This is a genomic window from Oceanimonas sp. CAM02 (genome assembly GCF_032842915.1).
GTDB classification, from domain to species: Bacteria; Pseudomonadota; Gammaproteobacteria; order Enterobacterales; family Aeromonadaceae; genus Oceanimonas; species Oceanimonas smirnovii.
Genome location: NZ_JAWJBK010000013.1, coordinates 112,353 through 138,657, shown reverse-complemented (window position 1 = coordinate 138,657; position 26,305 = coordinate 112,353). Strand labels below are relative to the sequence as shown.

Annotated in this window: 24 protein-coding genes and 1 other annotated feature; of the genes, 8 read left to right on the top strand and 16 right to left on the bottom strand. The window is 58.3% G+C overall.

What is annotated here, in order from left to right; all coding sequences use genetic code 11:
* Positions 1-332: 332 nt before the first annotated feature.
* From hisIE to R0I78_RS03885, 12 genes are all read right to left on the bottom strand, one after another.
* A complete protein-coding gene (hisIE, locus tag R0I78_RS03940) occupies positions 333-941 on the bottom strand; it encodes a bifunctional phosphoribosyl-AMP cyclohydrolase/phosphoribosyl-ATP diphosphatase HisIE (RefSeq protein ID WP_317074384.1) in 609 nt (202 codons plus the stop codon).
* Complete coding sequence (gene hisF, locus R0I78_RS03935) at positions 934-1,707, bottom strand: imidazole glycerol phosphate synthase subunit HisF (protein ID WP_317074383.1); 774 nt, start codon at positions 1,705-1,707, stop codon at positions 934-936. Before hisF ends, hisIE begins: the two co-directional genes overlap by 8 nt.
* Positions 1,689-2,426, bottom strand: a complete 738-nt coding sequence (hisA, locus tag R0I78_RS03930; protein WP_317074382.1) for a 1-(5-phosphoribosyl)-5-[(5-phosphoribosylamino)methylideneamino]imidazole-4-carboxamide isomerase — start codon at positions 2,424-2,426, stop codon at positions 1,689-1,691. Before hisA ends, hisF begins: the two co-directional genes overlap by 19 nt.
* Positions 2,426-3,016 (bottom strand): imidazole glycerol phosphate synthase subunit HisH, encoded by a 591-nt coding sequence (gene hisH / locus R0I78_RS03925; protein WP_317074381.1) that lies wholly within the window; start codon positions 3,014-3,016, stop codon positions 2,426-2,428. Before hisH ends, hisA begins: the two co-directional genes overlap by 1 nt.
* Positions 3,013-4,083, bottom strand: a complete 1,071-nt coding sequence (hisB, locus tag R0I78_RS03920; RefSeq protein ID WP_317074380.1) for a bifunctional histidinol-phosphatase/imidazoleglycerol-phosphate dehydratase HisB — start codon at positions 4,081-4,083, stop codon at positions 3,013-3,015. The genes hisH and hisB overlap by 4 nt, the downstream gene beginning before the upstream one ends.
* Positions 4,084-5,142 (bottom strand): histidinol-phosphate transaminase, encoded by a 1,059-nt coding sequence (gene hisC, locus R0I78_RS03915; RefSeq protein ID WP_317074379.1) that lies wholly within the window; start codon positions 5,140-5,142, stop codon positions 4,084-4,086.
* Entirely contained in the window at positions 5,139-6,431 is a 1,293-nt protein-coding gene (gene hisD / locus R0I78_RS03910; protein ID WP_317074378.1) for a histidinol dehydrogenase, read from the bottom strand. Before hisD ends, hisC begins: the two co-directional genes overlap by 4 nt.
* Positions 6,432-6,433: 2 nt before the next feature.
* Positions 6,434-7,330, bottom strand: a complete 897-nt coding sequence (gene hisG, locus R0I78_RS03905) for an ATP phosphoribosyltransferase (RefSeq protein ID WP_317074398.1) — start codon at positions 7,328-7,330, stop codon at positions 6,434-6,436.
* 41 nt (positions 7,331-7,371) lie between these two features.
* Positions 7,372-7,495: a sequence feature (His leader region), on the bottom strand.
* Positions 7,496-7,692: 197 nt separating this feature from the next.
* On the bottom strand, positions 7,693-8,601 hold the full coding sequence (gene gcvA / locus R0I78_RS03900) for a transcriptional regulator GcvA (protein ID WP_317074377.1): 909 nt from the start codon (positions 8,599-8,601) through the stop codon (positions 7,693-7,695).
* 107 nt (positions 8,602-8,708) lie between these two features.
* On the bottom strand, positions 8,709-10,640 hold the full coding sequence (locus R0I78_RS03895) for a TRAP transporter permease (RefSeq protein WP_317074376.1): 1,932 nt from the start codon (positions 10,638-10,640) through the stop codon (positions 8,709-8,711).
* 70 nt (positions 10,641-10,710) lie between these two features.
* On the bottom strand, positions 10,711-11,709 hold the full coding sequence (locus tag R0I78_RS03890) for a TAXI family TRAP transporter solute-binding subunit (protein ID WP_228212939.1): 999 nt from the start codon (positions 11,707-11,709) through the stop codon (positions 10,711-10,713).
* 423 nt (positions 11,710-12,132) lie between these two features.
* Complete coding sequence (locus R0I78_RS03885) at positions 12,133-13,548, bottom strand: VOC family protein (protein ID WP_317074375.1); 1,416 nt, start codon at positions 13,546-13,548, stop codon at positions 12,133-12,135.
* Positions 13,549-13,791: 243 nt separating this feature from the next.
* Here R0I78_RS03885 and R0I78_RS03880 point away from each other — a divergent pair, with 243 nt between their 5' ends.
* Genes R0I78_RS03880 through R0I78_RS03870 form a run of 3 tightly spaced genes read left to right on the top strand, consistent with a single transcriptional unit; the run spans position 13,792 to position 18,185 of the window.
* Positions 13,792-14,742, top strand: coding sequence for an ABC transporter substrate-binding protein (locus R0I78_RS03880; RefSeq protein ID WP_317074374.1), 951 nt, complete (start codon positions 13,792-13,794; stop codon positions 14,740-14,742).
* A 23-nt stretch (positions 14,743-14,765) separates the two neighbouring features.
* The gene (locus R0I78_RS03875) at positions 14,766-17,429 is read left to right on the top strand and encodes a diguanylate cyclase domain-containing protein (protein WP_317074373.1); all 2,664 of its coding nucleotides are present in this window, start codon (positions 14,766-14,768) and stop codon (positions 17,427-17,429) included.
* A 24-nt stretch (positions 17,430-17,453) separates the two neighbouring features.
* Positions 17,454-18,185, top strand: a complete 732-nt coding sequence (locus R0I78_RS03870; protein ID WP_317074372.1) for a divalent cation transporter — start codon at positions 17,454-17,456, stop codon at positions 18,183-18,185.
* Here R0I78_RS03870 and R0I78_RS03865 read toward each other — a convergent pair.
* Complete coding sequence (locus R0I78_RS03865) at positions 18,182-19,999, bottom strand: monovalent cation:proton antiporter-2 (CPA2) family protein (RefSeq protein WP_317074371.1); 1,818 nt, start codon at positions 19,997-19,999, stop codon at positions 18,182-18,184. The genes R0I78_RS03870 and R0I78_RS03865 overlap by 4 nt on opposite strands.
* A 139-nt stretch (positions 20,000-20,138) precedes the next feature.
* On the opposite strand from R0I78_RS03865, the gene R0I78_RS03860 reads away from it, so the two are divergent.
* From R0I78_RS03860 to rnd, 4 genes are read left to right on the top strand one after another with little or no spacing between them, the layout of a single operon-like run.
* Positions 20,139-22,058 (top strand): ATP-dependent DNA helicase, encoded by a 1,920-nt coding sequence (locus R0I78_RS03860; RefSeq protein ID WP_019933679.1) that lies wholly within the window; start codon positions 20,139-20,141, stop codon positions 22,056-22,058.
* Between the two features lie 4 nt (positions 22,059-22,062).
* Positions 22,063-22,740, top strand: a complete 678-nt coding sequence (gene tsaB / locus R0I78_RS03855; protein WP_317074370.1) for a tRNA (adenosine(37)-N6)-threonylcarbamoyltransferase complex dimerization subunit type 1 TsaB — start codon at positions 22,063-22,065, stop codon at positions 22,738-22,740.
* 9 nt (positions 22,741-22,749) lie between these two features.
* Positions 22,750-22,896, top strand: coding sequence for a hypothetical protein (locus R0I78_RS03850; protein ID WP_019933677.1), 147 nt, complete (start codon positions 22,750-22,752; stop codon positions 22,894-22,896).
* Positions 22,897-22,921: 25 nt separating this feature from the next.
* Positions 22,922-24,016 carry a ribonuclease D gene (gene rnd, locus R0I78_RS03845; protein ID WP_019933676.1) on the top strand — a complete coding sequence of 365 codons (1,095 nt, stop codon included), beginning with the start codon at positions 22,922-22,924 and terminating at the stop codon, positions 24,014-24,016.
* A gap of 83 nt (positions 24,017-24,099) precedes the next feature.
* Here the strand turns inward: rnd and minE are convergent, their stop codons facing one another.
* Genes minE through minC form a run of 3 tightly spaced genes read right to left on the bottom strand, consistent with a single transcriptional unit; the run spans position 24,100 to position 25,903 of the window.
* Complete coding sequence (gene minE / locus R0I78_RS03840; protein ID WP_019933675.1) at positions 24,100-24,378, bottom strand: cell division topological specificity factor MinE; 279 nt, start codon at positions 24,376-24,378, stop codon at positions 24,100-24,102.
* A gap of 3 nt (positions 24,379-24,381) precedes the next feature.
* Positions 24,382-25,194 (bottom strand): septum site-determining protein MinD, encoded by an 813-nt coding sequence (gene minD / locus R0I78_RS03835; RefSeq protein WP_026344650.1) that lies wholly within the window; start codon positions 25,192-25,194, stop codon positions 24,382-24,384.
* A 28-nt stretch (positions 25,195-25,222) separates the two neighbouring features.
* Positions 25,223-25,903 carry a septum site-determining protein MinC gene (gene minC / locus R0I78_RS03830; RefSeq protein WP_019933673.1) on the bottom strand — a complete coding sequence of 227 codons (681 nt, stop codon included), beginning with the start codon at positions 25,901-25,903 and terminating at the stop codon, positions 25,223-25,225.
* Between the two features lie 105 nt (positions 25,904-26,008).
* Between minC and R0I78_RS03825 the strand changes: the two genes are divergently transcribed.
* Positions 26,009-26,296, top strand: coding sequence for a YcgL domain-containing protein (locus R0I78_RS03825; protein WP_019933672.1), 288 nt, complete (start codon positions 26,009-26,011; stop codon positions 26,294-26,296).
* Positions 26,297-26,305: the final 9 nt, after the last annotated feature.

The following is a 26,305-nucleotide window of genomic DNA, read 5'->3' as shown; positions in this document are numbered from 1 at the left end:
TGCTTCCGGTTACCGTATGAGCCTGATATTACGGGAATAAAGGGATTTTATTTTACATAAAATGGCGGGGTGAGAAGTTAAGCTGATGTCTGGTGTGTTGGGATTCGCTGTGCTCACCCACAAGTACGGGAAATTCGTTATCTGATGAGGAGGGCATAGTAATCCGCTCCAGCGTACCCTCTGCGCCATGGATGGCGCAGCGGAGCCTCCATGGATGGATTCACGGCGTGTCGCTGGAGTGGTTACGGTGCCCGACGATATGGCACGATTCTGCAGGCGGCTTGCGGTATTTCAGGCGGCGGATAAGCCGGGCGTGAAGCCCGGCCTTGGTGTTACTTGCTGTGGCGCTCTTTAAGTTTGGCCATCACGTCGGCCAGCTCCAGGCCTTCCTGCTGCAGCAGCACGGTGAGGTGGTAGAGCAGGTCGGCGGATTCGTTCACCAACTCGTCGTGGTCGTGCACGGTGGCGGCCAGTGCCGTTTCCACGCCTTCTTCACCTACCTTTTGCGCTATGCGCTTGGTACCGCTTGCATAGAGACTGGCGGTGTAGCTGGACTCAGGATCCGCCCCCTTGCGGCTGGCAATCACCTGCTCAAGCTCGGCGAAAAAGGTCAGTGCCGGGGCCTGTTGCTCGTTAAAGCAGGAGACGGTGCCCAGATGGCAGGTGGGGCCCACCGGCTCGGCCATTACCAGCAGGGTGTCCTGGTCGCAGTCGGTTGACATGTCTTTCAGTTTGAGCACGTGGCCGGAGCTTTCGCCTTTGGTCCACAGCCGGTTCTTGGTGCGGCTGAAAAAGGTCACATGGCCGGTTTCCTGGGTTTTGGCGAGCGCATCCTGGTTCATATAGCCCAGCATTAATACCCGGCCGCTGTGGCTGTCCTGCACAATCACCGGCATCAGGCCGTCTACCTTGTTCCAGTCCAGCTTGTTGGCATCAATCACGGATCACCACTCCTTCCTGCTTGAGATACTGCTTGAGCTCACCCATGTTGATGATGCCCTTGTGAAACACCGAGGCGGCCAGCGCCCCGTCCACGTCGGCTTCCAGAAACGCATCACGAAAATGCACCATTTCGCCGGCACCGCCCGAGGCGATGAGCGGCACATCACAAATGGCACGCACTTTCAGCAGCTGCTCAATGTCATAACCCTGGCGCACACCGTCCTGGTTCATCACGTTGAGCACAATTTCGCCGGCACCGCGCTGCTGTACTTCCTGCACCCAGTCAAAGGTGCTCCAGCGGGTCACCTGAGTGCGGCTTTCGTCGCCGGTAAACTGGTGCACCTGATACTGGCCGGTGGCTTCGTCATAGTAGGAGTCGATGCCCACTACGATGCACTGCACACCAAAGGTGTCGGCCAGTTGTGTGATAAGCTTCGGATTGCTGAGGGCAGGGGAGTTGATGGAAATTTTATCGGCACCAAACTCCAGAATACGCGCGGCGTCTTCCACCGATTTAATGCCGCCGGCCACGCAGAAGGGAATGTCGATTACTTGCGCCACCCGGCTTACCCAGCTCTTGTCGACCACGCGGTCCTGGCTGGAGGCGGTGATGTCGTAAAACACCAGCTCGTCGGCCCCCTCGGCGGCGTAACGCTCCGCCAGCGGGACGATGTCGCCGATAATTTCGTGGTTGCGGAATTTCACACCTTTAACCACCTGGCCGTCTTTTACGTCCAGGCAGGGAATTATGCGTCTTGCCAGCATGCAATGGCCTCCTTGACGGTGAATTTGCCTTCCAGCAGCGAGCGGCCGAGGATCACGCCGGCCACGCCGGTACCCTTGAGGGCGTCTATGTCATCGATGTTGCCGATGCCGCCGGACGCCTGCCACAAAATGGTGGGATAGCGGGCGGCCAGCTCACGATAGAGCGCCACATTGGAGCCGGTGAGGGTGCCGTCTTTGGAGATGTCGGTGCACAGCACATGGCACAGGCCCGCGGGCAGATAGTGCTCTAGCAGGGCCTCTATGGTGATGCCGCTGTCTTCCTGCCAGCCGGCAATGGCGATTTTCTTCTCGCCGCTGGCGGTAATGTTAATGTCCAGCGCCAGCACAATGCGGTCGGGGCCATAGTGCTTGATCCAGCCGGCCACCATTTCCGGATTTTTCACCGCGGTGGAGCCAATCACCACCCGCTGGGCACCGATATCGAGCAGGTCTTTCACGTCCTGCTCGGTACGAATGCCGCCGCCAATCTGCACCGGCACGGGGGTGTTTTCAATCAGGCTTTTAATCACTTCCAGCTGGCGCTCGCTGCTGTTTTTGGCACCGTCCAGATCCACCAGATGCAGCTGAGTGGCCCCTTCGGCCACGTACAGATCAAAGCGCTCCTGAGGCGAGGCGGTGTATTCGGTTTTTTGCGCATAGTCGCCCTGATACAGCCGCACTACTTTGCCGTTAATCAGGTCTATTGCAGGAATAATCATTACAGCTCCAGAAAGTTTTTCAGCAGTTGTGCGCCGGTGGCACCGGAGCGCTCCGGGTGAAATTGCACGCCAAAGAAGTTTTCCTGACCAATGGCGGCGCTGAAGGCCTGGCCGTGCTGACAGGTGGCCAGGGTGTATTCACCCACGGGCACGGCGTAGGAGTGCACAAAGTAAAAGAAGCTGCCTTCGGGAATGTCCTTGAACAGCGGGTGCTCCGGCATGGGGGTGATTTGGTTCCAGCCCATATGGGGCAGGCGGATGCCTTCACCCCCTTCCAGGTGCACACAATTGGCGTCCACCTTGCCCAGGCAGTCCACGTCGCCCTCATCGGAGTGGTTCACCAGCATCTGCATGCCAAGGCAGATACCCAGCACCGGCTGGTGCAGCTGATCTATCAACTCAATCAGGCCGCGCTCGTGCAGGTTTTTCATCGCCTCTTTGGCGGTGCCCACGCCGGGCAGCAGCAGCTTGTCGGCGGCCAGCACCACTTCAGGGTCGCGGCTGACGGTCACGTTGTAGCCCAGGCGCTCAATGGCGTAGCGCACCGAGGACAGGTTGGCACAGCCGGTGTCGATAATCACTGTTTTCACAGAACCCCCTTGCTGGACGGCAGCTCATTGCCTTCCACTTTCAGTGCCTGACGCAGGGCACGGCCAAAGCTCTTGAACACGCTTTCCACCATGTGGTGGGTGTTGTCGCCGGTCACCTTGAGGTGAATATTGGCGGCCAGGCTGTCACTTAAACTGCGGAAGAAGTGCGGCACCATTTCTACCGACAGATCGCCGGCCTTGGTCTGATGAAACTGGCCGTCAAACTTCATATAGGGGCGGCCCGAGAGATCCAGAGTGACCGCCGCTTCACATTCGTCCATGGGCAGTACAAAGCCAAAACGGCCAATGCCGCGCTTGTTACCCAGCGCCTTGCGCATGGCTTCACCCAGGGCGAGGGCGGTGTCTTCCACCGTGTGGTGATCATCTATGTGCAGATCACCGTCCACTTTTACCTTCAGGCGAAAGCCGCCGTGAGTGGCAATCTGATCCAGCATATGGTCAAAAAAGTGCAGGCCGGTATCAATTCGGCTGCCGCCGCTGTTATCCAGATCCACACTGACCCGAATGTCGGTTTCCTTGGTGGTGCGAGTCACCTCGGCAGTGCGGCCCCGGCTGGTCAGCCGCTCTACAATCTGGCTCCAGCCGAGATTGTTATGGCCGTAGTGCAGGCCTTGCAGGCCCATGTTCTCGGCCAGCTGCATGTCGGTCTGACGATCACCAATCACCCAGGAGTCGGTAAAGTCGATTTTGCCCTGCTGCAGATAGTCTTTTACCAGGCCTAAGCGTGGCTTACGGCAGGCGCAGTCGTCGTGCTGAAAGTGGGGGCAAATCAGCACATCATCAAAGCGCACACCCTGAGAAGTAAGGATCTGCATCATCAGGTTGTGGGGGGCGTCAAAGTCTTCCTGAGGGAAGCTGTCGGTGCCCAAGCCGTCCTGGTTGGTGACCATCACCAGCCGGTAGCCGGCATTTTGCAGGGTCAGCAGGGCAGGAATGACGTTGGGCAGAAAGGCCAGCTTGTCGAGCCGGTCCAGCTGTTTGTCCACCGGCGGCTCTTCCACCATGGTGCCATCACGGTCAATAAAAAGAATGCGTTCCTTAGACACTTATTGCTCCTTGTGCAGCACATCGAGTACTGCGTCCATTTCGGCACGGCTGCCGATGGTGATGCGAATGCAGTCGGCCAGACCCGGCCGGGTTGCGAAGTCGCGCAATATGATACCGGCCCGACTCATTCGGGCAAATATTTCGCTGCCGGGTGTGAAGCGCACCAGCAAATAGTTGCCGTTGGGGGCGAATACTTCCTGCACCTGAGCGTGCTTTTGCAGCTGTTCGGCCAGCTCTGTTTTGAGCCGGTTAATGTCTTCCACCCGTTGGCGCATCAGCACCAGGCCCTCTTCGCTCAGTGCCTGAGCGGCAATTTGCGCCACCGGCTCGGCCACCGGATAGGGGGCAATCACCTTCAGCAGCAGGCCGATGACTTCCGGGTTGGCCAAGGTAAAGCCGCAGCGAATGCCTGCCAGACCAAAGGCCTTGGACAGGGTACGAATGATCACCAGATTGTTGTGTTCATTCAGCAACTCAACCTGACTGTGCGCGGGGCAGAACTCGATATAGGCCTCGTCCACCACCACCAGCGCCTTGTCTTTGGCGGCATTGAGCAACCGTATCAGACCGGCCTTGTCCACCAGATCGCCGGTGGGGTTGTTAGGCGAGCACAGGAACACAATCTTGACCTCATCCAGGCGCTCGATAATGCCGTCAAAGTCCGGCTGGCGAGTCTGGGTGAGGGGCACATCCACCACCTGCACGCCATTGGTTTCGGCGCTGATGGCATACATGCCATAGGTGGGGGTGCTTATCAGAATGCGATCGCTACCTGGCTCACAAAAAGTGCGGATCAGCAGCTCTATGCTCTCATCACCGCCGCGGCTGACCAGCACCTGCCCGGCATCCACACCGGCATAGGCGGCATAGGCGTTGATGACCTGAGGCGGCTGGCACTCGGGGTAGCGGTTCAGACGCTCACAGTTCAGGCTGAACTGTGAGCTGTCGGCGGCTTCGTTGGCGTTCAGCCAGATGTGGCCCTGGCCACCAATGCGGCGGGCCGACTGATAGGGCGTCAGCTGCTGCACCTTGGTGCGGGCCAGTTGAGTCAGGCTCATGCGTGTTTCTCCAGTTTTGCCAGGCGCAGGGTCACGGCGTTTTTATGGGCATCCAGGGTTTCGGTGGCAGCCAGCAGCTCCACCGCCGGGCCTATGGCGCGCAGGCCTTGCGGGCTCAGCTCCTGCACCGTATAGCGGCGCTGATAGTCCGCCAGTCCCAGGCTGGAATAGGTACGGGCATAGCCATAGGTGGGCAGGGTGTGGTTAGTGCCACTGGCGTAATCACCCACCGACTCCGGTGTCCAGGCACCCAGAAAGATGGAGCCGGCATTTTTAAGTTTGGGCAGCAGGGCGCGCGGGTTCTCGGTTTGCACAATTAAATGCTCGGGGGCATAGGCATTGGAGATGGCGGCGGCTTCATCCAGGGTGTTGCAGATAAAGGTGCGGCTCTCGGCCAGGGCCCGGCGGGCAATGTCGGCCCGGGACAGCTCAGCCAGCTGGCGCTCCAGGGCTTCGTCTACCTTGCCGGCAAAGTCCCGGCTTGGCGTGACCAGGATCACCTGAGAGTCGGGGCCGTGCTCGGCCTGAGACAGCAGATCGGAGGCAATAAAGTCGGCATCGGCAAATTCATCGGCAATCACCAGCACTTCCGACGGGCCGGCGGGCATGTCGATGGCGGCACCGTCCACATCACCGGAGACCTGCTGTTTGGCCTCGGTCACCCAGGCGTTACCGGGGCCGAAAATCTTGTCCACCTTGGTGACGGTTTTGCTGCCATAGGCCATGGCGGCAATGGCCTGAGCGCCGCCAAGGGTATAAATGGCGTCCACGCCGCAGCGGGCCGCGGTGTAGACAATGGCATCATTGATCGGCGGCGGTGAGCACAGCACCACCCGCTCGCAACCGGCCAGGCGCGCGGGAATGGCCAGCATCATCACAGTAGACACCAGGGGCGCGCTGCCGCCGGGCACATACAGGCCCACCTTGGTGATGGGCTGATAGTGCAGCTCGCAGCGCACGCCCGGGGCCGTGTCCTGAATCACCGGCTCCGGCAGCTGGGCACTGTGAAAACGCTCAATATTGCCAATGGCCAGCTCAATGGCGGCTTTTAGCTCATCGCTGATGCGCGCGCCGGCGGCGTCAATCTCGGCCTGCGTCAGCTCAAGGCTGTCGCGCTCGGCTTTGTCCAGAGTGCGGGTCAGCTCAAGCAGGGCGGCATCGCCGCCTTCGCGCACCTTGGTAATAATGCCGGCCACCTGAGCCTCACGGCCACTTTGCTCAAGGGCCGGCCGGCGCAGGGCAGCGGCCTGCTCGGCCGTGCTCAGTTGATTCCAGTCCAGGGTTTTCATGCTTACTCCATCATCTTCTCAATGGGCAGCACCAGAATGGAAGAGGCACCCAGGCTCTTCAGACCTTCCATGGTTTCCCAGAACATGTCTTCGCTGCTCACCATGTGAATGGCCACCTGATTGGTGTCGCCGGCCAGCTGCATAATGGTGGGGCGCTCGGCACCGGGCAGCAGATCAATCACGGCTTCCAGCTTGTCTTTGGGGGCGTGCAGCATAATGTATTTGCTTTCCCGGGCTTGTTGCAGACCCTGAATACGTGGCAGCAGCTTGTCGATAATCTGCTGTTTGCCGGCAGACAGTTCGGCACCGCTCTGGATAAGCACCGCCTTGGAGCGGAAAATAACATCGGTTTCTACCAGGCCGTTGGCTTCCAGGGTGGCACCGGTCGACACCAGATCACAGATGGCATCGGCCACGCCGGCGCGGGGGGCCACTTCTACCGAGCCGTTCAGCATCACGCTTTTGAATTTCACGCCCTGCTGGTCCATAAAGCGCTTCAGCAGCCAGGGGTAGGAGGTGGCAATACGTTTGCCTTCCAGGCTTTTGGGGCCCTGGTAGTCAAAGTCATCAGCCACTGCCAGTGACAGCCGGCAGCCGCCAAAGTCCAGGCGCTTGAGCTCGGTGTAGTCGGTCGGCTCACTGGTGGCCTTGCGCTCCATCAGGGTTTCTTCCAGCACGTTTTCACCCACCACGCCGAGATCCACCACGCCGTCCATCACCAGACCGGGAATGTCATCGTCGCGCACCAGCAGCAGATCGATGGGCATGTTTTCGGCGTGAGCAATCAGGCGCTGTTCACGAATGTTGAGTTTAACGCCACAGCCTTTCAGCAGCTTCTGGCATTCCTTGCTCAGGCGGCCGGATTTCTGAATGGCAATACGAAGACGGGTGTTATCCAAAGTCATAAGCTGTGTTCCTTGTTGGTGATGTGAGTCCTGAAAACGAAAAACCCCCGAAAGCCAAGCTTCCGGGGGTCATAAATTCTGTCCTGCTGGAAGCCGCCAAGTGCAAGGTCTTCCAGAAAAAAAATTCTGAAAGACTAGTGTGGATGATGATGGTGATGCTTGGCGATGTGCAGGAAGTTCATAATATGCTATTCGGCTTATTCAATTCGTTGAAAACGGATTCACCATAACAAGTCGGGCCGGCTTTGCCAACTCTGTTCAACAAGAAAGTTCATGTCGGGATCACAAAATTTGTTACGCCGGGGCTGAACCCTGCGGCCATTTTTTATTTTTCACATTAAATGAATAGTAATTCGTTATGAGGGGGTGGGCTCGGTCATGCCGGCGGCGGAATGACCGAGCAGGTAATCTGCAAACAGACGTACTTTTTCCCCTTCACCCAAACGCTCCGGATAGACCAGGTAATAGCTGTTGGCGCTGGTCAGGCAGTGAGACCAGGGTACCACCAGCTGACCCGACGCCAGTTCATCTTCAATCAGGAAGCGAGGTAGCAGGGCGATGCCGCAGCCGGCCATGGTGGCGCGAAGCAGCATGTGAAAGGTTTCAAAGCGGTTGCCCTGGTAGCTATGCTCCGTGGTCAGATCCTGTGCTGCAAACCAGTCATGCCAGCAGCGAGGGCGGGTAGACAGGTGCAGCAGGCGATAGCGCGTCAGCTCCAGAGGAGAAGTCGGTGAATGATTATTCAAAAGCTCTGGAGCGCACACGGGTATCACTTCTTCACCGAACAGCCGATGACATTCCAGGCCGGGCCAACTGCCATGACCGTAGAAAAAAGCGATATCGATGCCTTCCTGCTCCAGATCAAAGGATTCAACCTTTTCACTGCAGTCCAGGCTGATATGCGTGTAGCGATCGAGAAAGGCACTGAGCCGAGGTGCCAGCCAGCGGCTGCCAAAGGTGGGCAGGGTGGCGACCCTGAGTACATCCCGCTGGTTGTTGTAGGACATGATGTACTGGGACGACATTTCCAGCTGGGCCAGGATCTTGCGTACTTCACCGATATAAATGGCCCCCTCTGGGGTCAGGCACAGAGAGCGTCGCACGCGGCGAAACAGCTTGCGGTTAAGAAACGACTCAAGCTGGGCCACCTGCTTGCTTACCGCGCTCTGGGTCAGGCTGAGTTCGTCCGCTGCACGGGTAAAGCTCAGGTGCCTGGCTGAGGCCTCAAAACATTGCATGGCCGTAATGGAAGGTAGGTAACGCATGAATTCGTATATGGCTGTGGAAGCAGGCCGCCAGTATAACCTGTCTGGCGGCCTGAGTACCGGCTGACGCCGGTAAGGGAGTGTGATTTCCCTTTGGTGCGGGGCTGTTACGAAGTGGCGACCAGAGCGGGGCGCTGGCGCTGCAGCCAGTAACAAACGGCAATCAACAGCAGACCCGAGCCGGAGCTGACCACGCCGGGCATGATCATGGCAAGACCGGCCGCCAGCAACATGGCTCTTTCAGGCAGTGAAGACGGGCGAATGAAATAGCCAATCAATGCACTGCTGATGGCCATCATGCCGAGCAGGGCGAACACCAGGGCCATTATCAGTTCCGGCAGGTTTACATCGACCAGCACCAGTATGGGGTGGTAGATAAACACATAGGGAATGATAAAGGCACCAATGGCCAGCTTGACCGCGGTGACTCCGGTTTTCATCGGATTTGCCCGGGCGATACCGGCACCGGCATAGGCGGCCAGACACACCGGCGGGGTGATGTCGGCGACGATACCGAAATAGAACACGAACAGGTGCACGGCGATGGGGGCCAGGCCAAATTCGTTGATCAGTGCCGGTGCCGCTATGGTGGCGGTCACGACGTAGTTGGCGGTCGTGGGCAGACCCATGCCAAGCACGATACAGGCGATCATGGTAAAGATAAGCGCCAGGATCAGGGTGCCGTCGGCCAGGTTAATGATGCCGGCGGCAAACTTGGCACCCAGTCCGGTCATGCCGACCACACCGGCAATAATGCCGGCGGTGGCCACGGCGGCGATAACCGGCAGCGCCACGCGGGCACCCTGCTCCAGCAGGGACAGCAGCGACTTGGGTGTCAGTCGGGACTCTTTTCTTACCATGCTGACCAGCAGGGCGGCACCAATGCCGAGCAGGGCGGCGCGCTGAGCGGTAAAACCGGCGAGGATGGTACCTACCACCACCACCAGGGGGAGCAGCATGTAACCCTGACGCTTGAGCAGATCAAGCTTGCTGGGCAGCTGTTCTTTCGGGATCCCGAGAATGCCTTGCTTCTTGGCTTCGAAGTGGGCGCCGATAAAGATGCCACTGAAGTAGAGCACGGCAGGAATGACGGCGGCCATCATGATCTCGGCGTAGGACACGCCGATGTACTCCACCATGATAAAGGCGGCGGCACCCATCAGCGGAGGCATGATTTGTCCGCCGGTGGAGGCGGCGGCCTCACTGGCGGCGGCAAATTCCGGTTTAAAGCCGGCCTTTTTCATCATCGGAATGGTAAAGGAGCCGGAGGCCACGGTGTTGCCAACCGAGCTGCCCGAGATCATTCCCTGAAAGGCACTGGCAATAACGGCGGCCTTGGCGCTGCCGCCGGTATAACGGCCGGTGCAGGCAAAGGCCAGATCGTTAAAGAACTGGCCAACGCCAGTGCGGGTGAGCACGACACCGAAAAACAGGAACAGAAAGATAAATTTGGCAGAAATCTGAATCGGGGTGCCGAAAATGCCGCTTTCTCTAAACCACAGGCTGACCGACACATCGGTCATTTCAAAGCCGGGATGAGACAAAATACGAGTGGGAATGAAGTTTCCAAACAGGGCGTAGGCAATGGCCAGTGCAGCAACGATGACAATAGGCATGCCCACGGTACGGCGGGTGGCTTCCAGTACAAACAGCACGCCCAGTACCGCGATGATCAGGTCAACGGTGGAGTAGCCGGTGACGCGAGCACGTAAAATTTCGTCGAAGAACAGGATTTTATAATAAGCAACAAAGGTGGCGACAAAGGCGAGTATGACATCGTACCAGGCGACACTGGGACGATTGATGCCCTTGCGACTGGCCGGATACAGCAGAAATATCATGCCCAGGGCCAGGCCCAGATGAACGGCACCCTGCTTTTGGGTGGGCAGGGTACCAAAATAACCGGTGTAGAGGTGAAAGCCGGTCAGGGTGACCGCAAACAGGGTCACAACCCAGCTCCAACGGCCGATGTTTTTTCTGAAAGCCGACTCTTTGTCGTACTTTTCGAGCAGGGTGTCCTGTGTATGAGTGTTATTCATTGCAACTATCCATGAACCAAATAAAAAGAGGCGGGCAAATAATGCCCACCTCTCACCGAGTCGGGATCGGTTACTTCGCTTTGATGTTATCGAAGGAAGAAACCTTGTTGCCGGCACGGCTGACGATTTGTACCACTTCCGGATAGATCTGGCCGATAAAGGCCGCATTATCTACGGGTGAACCTTCAAACTCGGCCAGGCCTTCGAGTGCGTTGCGAGCAGGAACATGCACGGACATGCCCAGGTCAATTTTGCCGTCACGAATGCCGACCAGGTTTTCGATGGAGGCGCTGGTCTCCACGTTGGTGAAGTTGGCACCGGAAATATTGTTGTTCCAGTTGGTGGCGATCTCGCCGCCCAGCGGGTAGTAGGTGCCACCCTGGCTGCCGGTGCCAAGGATGAACTCGCTCTTTCCTGCTTGCTCGCCAAGTTCGGCCACGGGCAGAGTAACGGTCAGACCTTTTTCTTCATAGAAGCGTTTGGCACCCGGATGGATCTTGAGGGCGTCACCGCCGTTCAGAGCGTGCTCCAGAGTCAGGAATTTGGCCTGAGAGTGGGTCACCTGATCGGCATGGTCATACATGACCTTGGCCAGCTGATATCCCATTTCTTCGCTGATGGTGTTGGTGTTGGCCATCAAAATGGCGAAAGCGGCGATGGTCTGTACGTCTTCATCCAGGAACTTGTAGCTTGCCTTGTCGATGATGAAACGACGGTAGTCGCTGCTGCTCTCAATTTTCTCGACGACTTCGTCAGACAGGCCCAGCATCACTACATCACCAGAGGCGGCTTGCAGGCTTTCGATGCTGCCGGCAGGCAGGCCCATAATCCCCATGGAAATATCGATGTTGCCATCCTGAACCCCATCCAGGGCATCGCCGAAGCGCTCCTGGTAGGCATTGAAATCACCTTCTTCAACGCCGTAGGCACCCAGGATCATCTTGGATACTTTCTGGGTGGTGCTGGCGGCGGGGCCAATAGCGATGTTGGCCTTGCTGGCGGCAGTATCACAACCGCTTAGTCCGGCGGTCAGAGAAAGCAGGGTAGCGGCCAGTATTGTCTTTTTCATGGGTTCAATATCCTTATCAGCCGGAACGTTTCCATTGCATCGTCAGGATGACTGGCGTGCTCCGGCCTTGCTGAGGGCTAAGAGTGCACGGAGGTTCCATTATTTTTATATCGAGTTAAAACGAAAAATAGTTGTGGTTTCATTCCATTTTTTCGTGGTTAAGTAGTCTTTTATTTCAATTGCTTGTATTTTTTGAAGGTTGTAATAGGTGAGGTATGAAAATGCAGGGTTTTGTGTTGCATTGATGGATGTATGAATGAACATGGCAGTTTGAGTCCATGCGCATTGTCCGACGGTGTTAATGAGAGCACCGATAGTGATTCAGAGATGGTGAACAAGTGAAGAAATGGAGGTAAACCACAAACGCGAAAATGCCCTGGTTGCGCGCTGACTCGCAACCAGGGGAAATATTACAGCGTGTTATCAGGCACCGAGCGCCTGGCGTACCGCTTGAATGGAGTCTGCCTGCATGTCGGCGTAGAGGCCAAATTCGTCAATGACTGCGCTGCCCAGGGCCTGCTCAAAAGCGACCTTGCTGGCATTCTGGCCGTAGGCCTCGTGGCCGGCGTTCCCCAGGTTGGACTGAAAAATGCCTGCGGCACTGACCGGCAGGAAGTCTTCATAAGTAATGGGGCTGGCCTGCACCAGTCCGGCCTCAATAAGTGCTTCCATGTCATCGTTATTGGCATTGGTGCCCTGGGCTGTTTGCTCCCGACCGGTATCGGTAAGCTCATAGCGGAAATACCCCAGTTGTTGCTGGCGAAGGCTGGCCTCATCGTCGGGAAAGTCGGCAAAAATCTCGGCCAGCTGGCGCTGATGACGGACGTTGTCTGGCTGAACCGGAGCCTGGCGTGAGCGGTCGAGCAGTTGATCGTAAAGGTCGCGCCCCTTCGGCGTGAGGGCCATGCCGCGCTGCTCGATTTCGCCAAAGCGGGCGGTGTGTGTGCCGGCCTGCTCACCGTCAAACAGCACGGCTTCTTCCAGGGCGGTAAAGCTGGTCTGGCGAAGCAGTATGGGGCAGCGACGACGGGGCGGGCCTTCAATGACTGCCTTGGGACTGATGCCCGCCGCCGGCATTTGTTGCTGTACGGCGTCAATGTCCAGGGAGCGTGGCGTCAGGTGATTGATATGGGGGCCGTGAAAGCAGACCACGTCGGCAATAAGCCGGTGTGTGTCCTGCAGTGCCTGGTAACTGGCCCGGTCAACGGTGGCATGCTGGTGCCAGCGAAAGGTTTCCAGCACTTCGGCCACGAATTCCTGTGCCTGAGCCTCGGTCAGGCCGCCCTGCGCTTCGGCCAGGTCCACCAGTTTTCTGGCCTGGGCAGTAAAGATGTCCCGTTGTGCCAGAATGGCCTCGGCCTGCTGGCGCAGGGTGGCATCTTCGATCAACTCCAGCCGCAGCAGCGAGGTGAAAATACGAAACGGATTGTGCTGCAAAGAGGCCTGATCAACGGGGCGAAATGCGGTGGAATGAACCGGCACGCCGGCTTCGGACAGATCGTAGTAGCTGACCGGTTGCATCCCCATAATGGCGAAAATACGGCGCAGCATATTCAGCTCGGCGGCGGTGCCAACCCGAATGGCACCATGGCGCTCAAGGCTCAGTCGCTCCAGCTCATCCTGGTGTTGCAGTTGTTGATGCAAACTAGGCTCGCGGGCCAGCACTTGCTTATTGATGTCGGCAACCAGTTGTACCAGGGTGCCGTATTGCGGCACCTCCTGCTGGTACATGCGCGACATGGCATCGGAAAACAGGGTACGGATACTATCCGCAGAAACGTAGGCAGCGTGCACCATGGTGGCAATGTCCTTTGACCAGTAAAACAGTGAATCCGCCAAACCTTAATACCCCTTCAATATGTATGACAAACGGTGATTGCTCGTGAATGCATTCCACAATGGAATTGGATGCCGCCCGCGTGATCGTATTGCGATAAAAGCAGGGGAGAGGTCGCCTGACCCTGTGAGGGCGGTGTGACCCGTCTGCGAAACCGGACGCTGAACGGTTTTTACCAGAATGAATCTGTGTACAATGGCAGATAAAACAGCGTTAACAAGCCGCGCTCGGAGAGAAATACATCAATGGAACGTCGTCACTTTTTGGCTGGTCTGGCCGGCATGGCTCTGTTGCCTCTGGCCGGTTGCGGTTTACAGGGAAGTTTGCGAGTGGGCATTCATACCTGGATTGGCTACGAAACCTTGTATCTGGCGCAAAATCTGCGTTGGTTGCCCGCCGGCGTGGCGCTGGTGTCGGGCACCAGTGCCACCGACTCCTTAACCGGATTGCGTAATGGCGAGCTGGACGCTGCCTGCCTGACCCTGGATGAAGTGCTGCTGGCACGCAGCCTGGGGGTGCCTTTGCAAATTGCGCTGGTGTTCAATGTGTCGGCCGGGGCCGACATGCTGGTGGCCCGGGCAGACATTCACAGCCTGCAACAGCTTGAAGGAAAGCGGCTGGGGGTAGAGTCGACAGCGCTGGGTGCCCTGATGCTGAACCGGGTGCTGGACCAGGCCGGCTTGTCGCGCTCGGCAGTGCAAACGGTAGAGCTGCCGCCGGCTGGCCAGCTGGCGGCCTGGCAGCAGCAAAAGGTAGACGCCATTATCACCTATGAGCCCACCGCCAGCCGGCTGCAGGAGCTGGGTGGCATTAATCTGTTCAATAGCCGGGAACTGCCCGATACCATTTTTGATGTGCTGGCGGTGCGTGCCGACAGCCTCTGGTTCAAGCCGGTGGAGGGGCTGATAGCCGCCCACTTTCAGGCGCTGGAGCATGTGCGCAGCAACCGCCAGGACGCGCTTTATCGCATTGCCGCCCGCCAGCAAATCAGTGTGCCTCAGGTAAAACAGGCACTGGCGGGAGTCATGTTGCCCGGTCTGGCCGCCAATCATCGCTATCTTGACCATGCTGACAGCCGACTGGCCCAGGCGGGCCGGCAGCTGCACAACATTATGCTGGACCAGGGCCTGCTGACGCAGCCGGATCAGCAGGGCTCTTTGCTCAGCCCGCGCTGGCTGCCCGAGGTGCTGACATGAGGTGGGTGTTGTTATGCTTGTGTATGATGCTGGCACTGCCGCTGCGTGCCGAGCAGGTGCTGACCATGGGCGTGTTTGCCTATCGTGACAAGCCGGTGATGGAGCAAATGTATCAGCCGCTGGCCGGCTATCTGAGTGAGCAATTACCGAATGCCAGTGTCAGGCTGCTGGTGCTGACTCAGGATGAAATGGAGCGGGAGCTGGGCCGTAATAATCTGGATCTGGTGTTTACCAATCCCAGTCATTATTTGTTGCTGCGCAGCCAAAATGCCCTGACCGGTGTGCTGGCCACCAAGGTCAGCCGGGAGCGGGGCATCGCCACCAGCGCCCTGGGCGGGGTGATTATCACCCGCAAGGAGCGCAGCGATATTCATAGCCTCGATAACCTGCGTGGGCAAACCGTGGCCATTCCCGGTTATCGTTTTTTGGGTGGCTTTCAGACGCAGACACTGGAGTTGCTGGAGGCGGGGATAACGCTGAATGATTTTCAGCCTGACATTGCCGGCTCCCACGGTGGAGTGATTGACGCGGTCTTAACCGCCAGTGCCGATGCCGGCTTTGTGCGTACCGGTATTCTTGAGAGGCTGTCGCCCCAGCAGCAGGCTCAGCTGAAAGTGATCAACCGCCAGGCGCTGCCCGGCTTTCCGTTTGCTGTGTCTACCCGGCTTTATCCGGAATGGCCCTTTCTGGCCCTGCCCAATGTCTCTCCCGGCCATATTCGTCGCATTGCCAGTGCCCTGATGGCACTGGAATATCAGCATCCGGCGGCCCTGGCGGCGGGCATTGAAGGCTTTGCGCCCCCCGGCGATTATCTGCCGGTAGAGAACCTGGCTCGCCGGTTGCGTCAGCCGCCCTTTGATGTGGAAAGTGAGCCCAGCCTGCTGGCGCTGTGGCGTTTTTACGCTCCCTGGCTGTTATTTATTTCCTTTCTGCTGATATTGCTGTCGTTAAGTTTGCTGGCGCTGGGGCGTAAACACTTGCAGGTGCGCCAGAGTCGTAAAGACTATCGTGAGCAAAGCCGCAAACTGGAAGAAGTGATCTGGGGCACCGGCATTGGCGTGTGGGAGTGGCAGGCCGGCAAGGACACCCTCAGTTGCAGCGAGCAATGTGCTTATCCGGCGGGGTATCGCCGGGGCTGGTCCGGGCCTGTGAGTGCCGAGCGTTTGCGGGCCGTCTTTTATGCGGCGGATCTGGCTGTGCTGAAAGCGCGTATTCATGCCCTGCTGAACGATCACGGCGAGCAGCTGGAGCTGGAACTGCGCATGCGCCACCGCCGGGGGGGCTATGCCTGGGTGCTGGTTAAAGGCCGTCTGGTGACCAACGGCGCAGGTGCCCGGGTGTCCGGCACACTGCAGGACATTACGCAGCGCCGCCGGCAGCAGGAGCTGATTGTCAGTAACGAAGAGCGGCTGCGCACCATAGTGTCGTTTTTGCCCATGGGCATAGTGCTGACCGATCACCGGGGCCGGGTGGTGCACTGTAACAGCGGGGCCGAACAGCTGCTGCATATGCGCCCGGGTCATATGCTGAATGCGGTATATCAGCAGCGCGGCTGGCGGGTGCAGCGGCCCGACGGCAGTGAAATGCCCGAAACCGAGTTTGCCAGTTATCGTGCCATGCAGGAAAACCGGCCGGTGCATAATGTGATTATGGAGCTGCATACCGACAGCGGCGTGCGTTGGCTCAAGGTCAGTGCCACGCCGCTGGGGCACGCCAACTACCGTCTGGTGGTGGCGTTTTATGATATTACCAGCGAGCGACGGGCCGATCTGGACCTGCGGCTGGCGGCCAGCGTATTCAGTCACTCCCGGGAAGCCATTATGATCACCGACAAGCACGACAAGGTGCTGGATGTGAATCAGGCCTTTACCCGCATTACCGGTTACGCCTCCCGTGACATGATTGGCCAGCCCGGCAGCATGTTGCACTCGGGCCGGCATGCTGAGTCGTTTTACAGCAATATCTGGCAGGCACTGGCCAGTGAGGGTTACTGGCAGGGTGAAGTATGGAGCCGGCGTAAAAGCGGCGAGCAATATGCCCAGATGCTGAGCGTGAGCCGGGTGCAGGATGACTGCGGCCGCTCCCGTCATTATGTGTTTATGTTTTCGGATATTACGCCGCTGCTGGATCAGCAGGAGAAACTGGAGCGCATTGCTCACTACGATGCCCTGACCGGCCTGCCCAACCGCTTGCTGCTGGCCGACCGGGTACAGCAGGCGCTGGCCAGTTGCCGCCGGCAGGGCGGGGCTGTGGGCATAGTGTATCTGGACCTGGATGGTTTTAAGGCGGTAAACGACACCCATGGCCACGACGCCGGTGATGAGCTGTTAAAGCAACTGGCCACTCGCATGCAGCACAGTCTGCGGGAAAACGACACTCTGGCCAGGCTGGGTGGTGATGAGTTTGTGGCGGTGCTGGCCGGCATGAGCGGCCCCGATGACGGCAATGAGGTATTGGCGCGGCTGTTGCGGGCCGCCAGTCAGCCGGTTGATTTGGGGCATGCCATGGTGCAGGTGTCGGCCAGTCTGGGTATGGCGGTATACCCGCGGGACGGCGTAGATGCCGATCAATTGCTGCGCCGGGCCGATGTGGCCATGTATGCCGCCAAGCAAAGCGGCAGAAATCGCTGGCAACGCTTTGGCGAGCTGGAACAACGTCAGCTGGAGTATGAGCTGGGCGACGTATAACAAAATATAACCAAGGAGCACACTATGCTGGATGTGATCATCATGGTACTGGTTACGCTGCTGGCAGGGCTGGCCATGCCCGCCGGTGCCATGCTGGCGCGGGTGGAGCGTATTCACCCGGGCTGGCTGGAGAGCGAGTTTCGTCATTCGGTAGTGGCCTTTGGTGGCGGGGCCCTGTTATCGGCGGTGGCGCTGGTGCTGGTGCCGGAAGGCAGCGCCCGGCTGGAGCTGAACACGGCGGCCCTGTGTTTTGCCGGCGGTGGCCTGGCCTTTATGCTGCTGGATGTGCTGCTGGCACATTTTAAAACCCGGGCCGGCCAGCTGGCGGCCATGCTGTCGGATTTTATTCCCGAGTCGCTGGCGCTGGGGGCGGCGTTTGCCTATGGCAACAAAACCGGTGCCATGTTGCTGGCGGGACTGATGGCGTTGCAGAATTTGCCCGAAGGCTTTAATGCCTACCGGGAGCTGTCGGAACGTGCCCGCCCGGGCAATGGCCGGGGCAGGGCGCTCAAGTCCTTTGTGGTGATGTCGCTGCTGGGGCCGCTGGCGGCACTGGCTGGATACTTTTGGTTTGCGGGCAATCCGCCGCTGGTGTCGGGCATTATGCTGTTTGCTGCCGGCGGCATTTTATATTCGGTGTTTCAGGACATTGCCCCTCAGGCCGTGCTGGAACGGCACTGGGCTCCGCCTATGGGCGCGGTGCTGGGCTTTTTGCTCGGTATTATGGGGCATATGCTCACCGGCCACGGCGGTTAAGCGTCGGGCTGCTGCAGTACGCCGGGCCGGCTTTCCAGCCGGTCTGATTCAAACAGGTTTTCCAGCTCGGCCCTGGCCTGCCGGGCCGTTTGTATCAGCGCCGCCTCATCATCATAGACCTTATGCTGCTCCATCAGTACGGCTTCATCGTGCTGGCGAAACCGACGCAGGCGGGCATCGGTCTGTTCGTCACTCAGGCCCAGCCCGAGCAGCACCTGCCGGCTCATTTCCAGACTGGAGTGAAAGGTTTCCCGCACCGGATGGGCACCCAGATCCCATAATTTATGCACATGCTGGCGATTGCGTGCCCGGGCGATAACCTTCATGTGCGGATAACGCCGGCGCACCTGCTCGGTGATTTGCAAGTTGGTTTCGGGATCGTCGGTCGCCACAATAAAAAACTCGGCCTGCTCGGCACCGGCAGTGCGCAGCACGCCGGCGCGCAGCGGATCACCGTAATAGATGGGAATGTTGTCGATGCTGCGGGTAAAACTGATGGTGTCCACTTCGTTGTCAAAGGCCACAAAAGGCACCCGCTGAGCCCGCAGCATGCGCGCGACTATCTGGCCCATGCGACCCATGCCGACAATGACCGCCCGGGGGCCATGATCCTGCAGCTGATGATATTCCGGCGGTACCGAGCCGGGGGCGGGTGCCTGTTGCAGCCAGCGGGCACCTGCCATCAACAGCAAAGGAGTGAGTGCCATGGAGACGGTAATGGTAAGTACCAGCAGATCGTACAGGGCCGTGGTCAGCAGCTGATGCTGCAGTGCCAGTTTGAACAGAACAAAGGCAAACTCCCCGCCGGCGGCCAGCAGCAGCCCAAGCCGCAGCGCCTCCTGGGTATGAAGCCGGCCTACGGTGCGGCCAACCAGCGTCAGCAAGGGACTTTTCAGCGCCAGCAGCAGGGTGGCCAGCCCCAGTACCTGCCAGGGATGACTGAGCAACAGGCTTAAATCCGCGGTCATGCCCACCCCCATAAAGAACAGCCCCAGCAGCAGGCCTTCAAAGGGGGCAATCTGGGATTCGAGCTCGTGACGATATTCCGAGTCGGCCAGCAGCAGGCCCGCCAGAAAGGCTCCCAGTGCCATGGACACACCGGCCCATTCCATCAGCCAGGCAGTGCCCATTACCACCAGCAGGGCTGTGGCGGTAGACACTTCCTGCAGTCCGCTTTTGGCAACCATACGAAATACCGGACGCAGCAGATAGCGACCACCCACAAATACAATCCCAATGCTGACCACCACCTGCAGCAGGTGCCAGAGTCCGTTATTGTCCGTGCTTTGGGCTGTCCCCAGCACCGGCACCAGTGCAATCAGCGGAATGGCAGCAATATCCTGAAACAGCAAAATGGCAAAGGCCTGGCGGCCATGAGGGCTGTTCAGTGCCTTGCGCTCGGCCAGCAGCTGCAGGCCCATGGCGGTAGACGACAGCGCCAGACCAAAGCCCAGCACCAGTGCCGTGTTGGCGGGCAGGGAAAATACCAGCCAGGCACCCAGCGCCAGCACCACACCGGTTAACACAACCTGTGCCAGTCCTGCCCCGAACACGGCACGGCGCATCACCCACAGCCGCCGCGGCGACAATTCAAGACCAATTAAAAACATCAGCATGACCACCCCCAGTTCTGATAACTGAGCCACACTCTGTGGTGCACTGATAAGGCCGGTAACCGAGGGGCCAAGAAGCACGCCCCCCAGCAGGTAGCCAAGCACGGCTCCCAGCTTGAGGCGTTTGGCAAGAGGAACCATAACAACTGCGGTCAGCAAAAAAATAACGCTGGCCTGCAACAGGCTACCGTCGTCGGGCATGAAAGCTCCTGAGCAGAAAAGAAATGCAAAAAGGGGAAGTGAGTTCAGTTTCGCATGGCGTTCAATAAAACGGAATAGTGCCTGCCGCCCTGCAGCGGGTTTTGATATCATTCACTTTTTAGCGAGGAAATTTCAGCCCTTGGACTCTACCGACGCCCTTGCCCTGTTTGATCCCCAAGGCCCGCTGGCCAGCGCCATTGACGGGTTTCTTCCCCGTGCCGCTCAGGTAGACATGTCGGCAGCGGTTATCCGTGCCATGAACGACAAGGTGCCGCTGGTGGTAGAGGCGGGCACCGGCACCGGTAAAACCTTTGCCTATCTGGCACCGGCGCTGGCTGCCGGCAAAAAGGTGGTGGTGAGCACAGGCTCACGCAATCTGCAGGAGCAGCTCTATCACAGGGATCTGCCCACCCTGATCAAGGCGCTGAATTACGCCTATCCGGTGGCATTGCTCAAGGGCCGCTCCAACTATCTGTGCATTGAACGGCTGGGCCGGCTCAGCGACGCGGTGCCCAGTCTGTCGTCGGCGGCACTGGCGGATCTGCAAACGGTCAGGCGCTTTGCACCGCTGACCACCAGCGGCGATGTGGGGGATATTCCCGGCCTGTCTGAGCGCAGTGACATTCTCGGACTGATTACCAGCACCAACGACAACTGTGCCGGCCGTGACTGTGCCCACTATCAGGATTGCTATCTGGTCAAGGCCCGTAACAAGGCCATGGAAGCCCAGGTGGTGGTGGTGAATCATCATCTGTTTTTTGCGGATATGGCGGTGCGTGATACCGGCTTTGGGCAGCTTATACCCGACGCCGAGGTCTGTATTCTGGACGAGGCCCATCAGCTGCCTGATATTGCCGGCCAGTATTTTGGTAAAAGCCAGTCCAGCCGGCAGTTTGGTGATTTAGCCAAGGATATGCGTCTGGCCCAGAAAACCGAGGCCAAAGATATGGCTCAGCTGTCCAAGGCCGCCGATCAGCTGGAGCGCTGTGCCCAGGACTTTCGGCTGGCCTTTGGTCTGGACACCGGCCGTGGCCAGCTGCGACAGGCACTGGCCCGGGCACCGGTGGCTCAGGCGCTGGCCAGACTGAATGAAAGCCTTGGCTTTACCCATGAAGTACTGAAGCTGGCGCTGGGGCGGGGAGAGCAGCTGGATCAGTGCTTTGAGCGTTTGATTGGTCTGCGTACAGAGCTGGATGCGCTGATCCGGGTAGAGGAAAATGGCCACTCCTTCTGGTATGACTGCAGCCGGCTGCATATTACCCTGCATAAAACTCCCTTGTCGGTGGCCGAGCGCTTTTCTGCCGAGCTTGCCCGGGAAAATACCAGCTGGATATTTACCTCGGCCACCCTGGCGGTCGGTGACAGCTTTGAGCACTTTTGTCATGATCTCGGCCTCAGCGAATGCCGTACCTTGCAATTGGACAGTCCTTTTGATTACCCTCGCCAGTCGCGGCTGTGCGTGCCGCGCTATTTGCCGGAAACCAGCGGTGCCGGCCGTGGCCACATGCTGGCCCAGACCCTGCTGGATACCCTGGAAAAGGTACCCGGAGGGACCTTTTTTCTGTGCACCAGCTATCAGGTGATGCGGGAAGTCGCCGAGGTACTGCGGGCCCGGCTGGATCGTACTGTATTGATGCAGGGCGAAGACAACAAGGTGCGGCTGCTGGAGCAGTTCAGCCAGGACGGCCGTGCCGTGCTGGTGGCCACCGGCAGTTTCTGGGAAGGCATCGATGTGCGCGGCAAGGCACTGCAGTGCGTGGTGATTGATAAACTGCCCTTTGCGGCGCCTGATGACCCCTTGCTCAGCGCCCGGCTGGAAGACTGCCGCCGCCGGGGCGAAGACGGCTTTGCCCGAGTGCAGCTGCCCAGGGCCATTATCACCCTGAAACAAGGCGTGGGCCGGCTTATTCGTGATGTGAATGATAAGGGCGCGCTGGTGATTGCCGATGCCCGTCTGGTTAACCGTGGCTACGGGGCCGATTTTATTGCCAGTCTGCCGGCCATGCCGCGTACCCGCAGCCTGCCGGCACTGAATGAATTTTTAATGAATCTGGAGTAATGCCATGAGCCTGTTAATGGCCATCGACACCGCCACCGAAGCCTGCTCGGCCGCGCTGTGGTACGAGGGTGATATTTTATCCCGCTATGAGGTTGCCCCCCGGGGACACACAGAGCTGATTTTGCCGATGGTGCAGTCTTTGCTGGATGAAGCAGGAATCACCCTGAGCCGGCTCGACGGTCTGGCCTTTGGCCGGGGGCCCGGCTCTTTTACCGGTGTGCGCATTACCCTTGGGGTGGCTCAGGGGCTGGCTTTCGGAGCCGGATTGCCGCTGTTGGGCGTGTCCAACCTGCAGGCCCTGGCTCAGGGCGCACATCGTTATACCGGCTGCACCACGGCCTTGAGCGCCATTGATGCCCGCATGGGGGAAGTTTATGTGGGCGGGTTTACGCTGACAGACGGAGTAATGAGTCCGACGCTGGCTGAAACCGTACAGCCCCCCGAGGCCGTTGCGATACCGCAGACCCGCTGGCAGCAGGCAGCCGGCAGCGGATTTGTTACCTATCCTGAACTGACAGCCCATGTACAGGGCCTGTGCGAAGCAGTGCCTTTTCCTGATGCCCGCGACATGCTGCCTCAGGCACGACAGGATCTGGCCGCCGGTCGTGTACAGACGGCCGCCGAAGCCCGGCCTGTGTATTTACGAGACAAGGTTACCTGGCAGAAACTGCCGGGTCGCTGAGGAGCAGGGGTGACCACTTTCTATTCGTTTGCCCGGGATGAGACACCCTTGCTGTTTCCCCAGCGGCCTTATCACCGCACCCGCCAGTGTGTACAGCGACGCCGGCGTCAGCGCCAGCGCTTGTTGCGCCAGTGGCACCGGCAACGCCGCCGCTGAGTTTTTTATTTGTTACAGAGCCTGCATGACTTATTTATATATTGACGATAACCAACAGCTTGCCGATTTTTGCCAGACCAGCGCCATTGTGCTGGCCATTGATACCGAATTTGTACGCACCCGCACTTATCATGCCCGCCCGGGGCTTTATCAGCTTAACGACGGGGAACGTACTGCCCTGATTGATCCGCTGGCGGTCACTGACTGTTCGCCGCTATGGCGGTTGCTGCATAACCCGGAGCGTTTGTGCCTGCTGCACGCAGGCGGAGAAGATCTGGAGCTGTTCCAGCATCAGAGCGGTGCCTTGCCGGCCCGGGTGCACGATACTCAGCTGGCAGCAGCTTTTCTGGGGCTGGGGGCTCAGCTTGGTTTTGCGCCTCTGGTGGAGCAGTTGCTGGGCGTGAGTCTGGACAAGGCCCATGCCCGCACTGACTGGCTGGCACGGCCTTTATCGGCGGAGCAGCTCAGCTATGCTGCCGATGATGTGATTTATTTATATCCGCTGTATGAAAAGTTGCATGCGCAGCTGGCAGAGAAAGGCTTTCTCGGCTGGTATGAACAGGAATGTGAAGCAGCAGTAAAACGCCGGGGGGAGAGTACGACGCCTGAGCTGGCTTATCTGGATATAAAAAACGCCTGGACGCTGGACCGGCAGGCCCTGGGTATTTTACAGCAACTGTGTGCCTGGCGGCTGAATGAAGCGCGCAAGCGGGATCTGGCAGTCAATTTTGTGGTACGAGAAGCCCACTTGTTCCGCGTGGCGGAGCGGGCACCGCAAAGTCTGACGGATCTGAACCGTCTGGGACTGGATCCCATGGAGATAAAACGGCATGGCAAAACGCTGCTGGCGCTGGTGCAACAGGCACTGAGCATGCCGGAGTCCTGGCCTGCGCCGGTAAAACGGCTGGTGGACTTTCCCGACTACAAGGCGGAGCTCAAACGTATTCGAACTGTGATTGAGCAGGCCGGGGAGGCTGCTGATGTGCCTGCCGAGCTGATCGCATCAAAGCGGATTATTCATCAGTACCTGAGCTGGAAATGGCGGCTGCAAGAGAGTGACAGTACGCCCCCCGTGCTGCTGCAGGGATGGCGCGGCGAGCTGCTGTCAGGCAAGCTGTAATCTCGGGCGTACGTCAGAATAGGTTGGGACGAGTCCCAACCTATTTTTCAGATTCCGGGTCAAGCCCGGAATAACGGTACACGTTACGAGTCGGCCTTGCTGTCATCATGCTCGGGGAACATGATGTTAAGCTCGAGCACAGACAGGTTATCTCCCTTCTGATCGAGCTGAACGGAAATCTGATCAAGTTCAATTTTCACGTATTTGCGGATCACTTCCAGAATGTCTTGCTTCATTTGTGGCAGATAATCAGGGGTATCACGCTGGCTGCGCTCGTGGGCCACAATGATCTGAAGTCGTTCTTTCGCCAGTTTGGCGCTGCTCTGGGTCTTTTTTGAACGGAAATAGTCCAGTAGAGACATGAATTAACTCCCAAAAAGTCGGCTGAAAAATCCTTTCTTTCCTTCTTCGAGGAATCGAAACTCCCGCTCTTCACCGAGCAGGCGGGCCACTGTGTCGGCATAGCAAAGACCGGCATCTGATTCGCTGTCGAGGATCACCGGCTCACCGGCGTTTGATGCCTTGAGCACAGCCTGAGACTCGGGGATCACACCCAGCAGCGGAATAGCCAGAATCTCCTGCACGTCTTCTACGCTCAGCATGTCGCCCCGGTTTACCCGCTCGGGAGAATAACGGGTCAGCAGCAGGTGCTCCTTAATGGGCTCTTTACCTTGTTCGGCACGGCGGGATTTGGAAGACAGGATACCCAGAATGCGGTCAGAGTCACGAACCGAGGACACTTCCGGGTTGGTGGTGACGATGGCCTCATCGGCAAAGTAGAGTGCCATCAGGGCACCGCTTTCTATGCCAGCAGGCGAGTCACAGATAATATATTCAAAGCCCATGTCGCTCAGATCATTAATGATCTTTTCGACCCCTTCCCGGGTGAGGGCATCTTTATCGCGGGTTTGCGACGCCGGCAGAATATAAAGCTGCTCGACCCGCTTGTCGCGAATAAGGGCCTGATTAAGGTTGGCGTCGCCGTTAATGACGTTAACAAAGTCATAAACAACCCGGCGCTCACAACCCATAATAAGATCCAGGTTACGCAGACCGATATCAAAATCGATGACCACCGTTTTATGGCCCAGTTTGGCCAGGCCGGTACTGATAGCTGCGCTGGAGGTGGTTTTACCCACGCCTCCTTTACCAGAGGTGACGACGATAATCCGTGCCATAAAGTGTGTTCCTAAAAGTAGAAAAAAATCACAGCCTGTCGAGTTTCAGTTGTTCACCCGATAGCGAAATACTGACTGCCTGTTCCCAATGCTCGCCCTGCAGGCCATCACTGAGCTGATAGTGTCCGGCAACAGACACCAGCTCGGGCATTAATTGCTGGCAGTAAATGCGGGCATTATCGTTACCTTTGGCACCGGCCACGGCGCGCCCGCGCAGCGCGCCATAAACATGAATGCTGTCGTCGGCAATGACTTCAGCACCGTTACTGACAGCGCCCAGAATAACCAGTGAGCCACTTTGGGCATAAATTTGCTGGCCTGAGCGTACCGGGCCCCTGTGTACCCGGGTGCCGGGCTGGTTGAGCAGGGCAGCAGGAGGGGACGGCTCGGCAGCAGCAGGCACCTTGCCGGAGGTCATCACGGCAAGGCCGGCGGCTCTGGCCGCGGCCCGGCCTTCGTCAGTAAGAATGCCGCTGACACCCACAGGCACCAGAGCAAGCTCACGCACGGCGGCAGAAAGCGCGATAAAATCCGGTACTTCGGTTAACTTTTCAATATTGATAACCAGTGGTGCGGCGCGGAAAAACTCCGGTGCCTGCGCTATCTTTTCCTGCAGTTGCTGTTTTACCTGAGCAATGTCGGGCGAGTTGATATGCAACACCGACAGGGTAAAGCTGCTGCCTTTCAATTCAATGCCACGCTCCGCCATAAGCGGCTGTCCCCCAAGGAAGTTATCCTTTTTGTTATTGGTCGTGCAGATGGTATAGTTTGCCGTCCTAACTGGCAATAAACCCGACGGATTATAGCAATTTCCATGTTGTGTGCAGTGTATAAAAGCCCCAAAAAGGCAGAAACCTATTTGTTTGTTGAACGCCGCGACGATTTCTCGCGCGTTCCCGCCCCCCTGATGGATACCTTTGGCACGCCGCAACTGGCGATGATGTTTAATCTTGCCAGTAAAACCCGTCTCGGGATTTCAGATATCGACAAAGTTCGCGCTGCCCTGAAGACACAGGGTTATTTTCTGCAGCTGCCGCCACCGCCGGAAAACCTGCTGAAAGAGCATCTGGCGCGGCAGGCCGCAGAAGGCAACGGGGAATAAGGACGCATT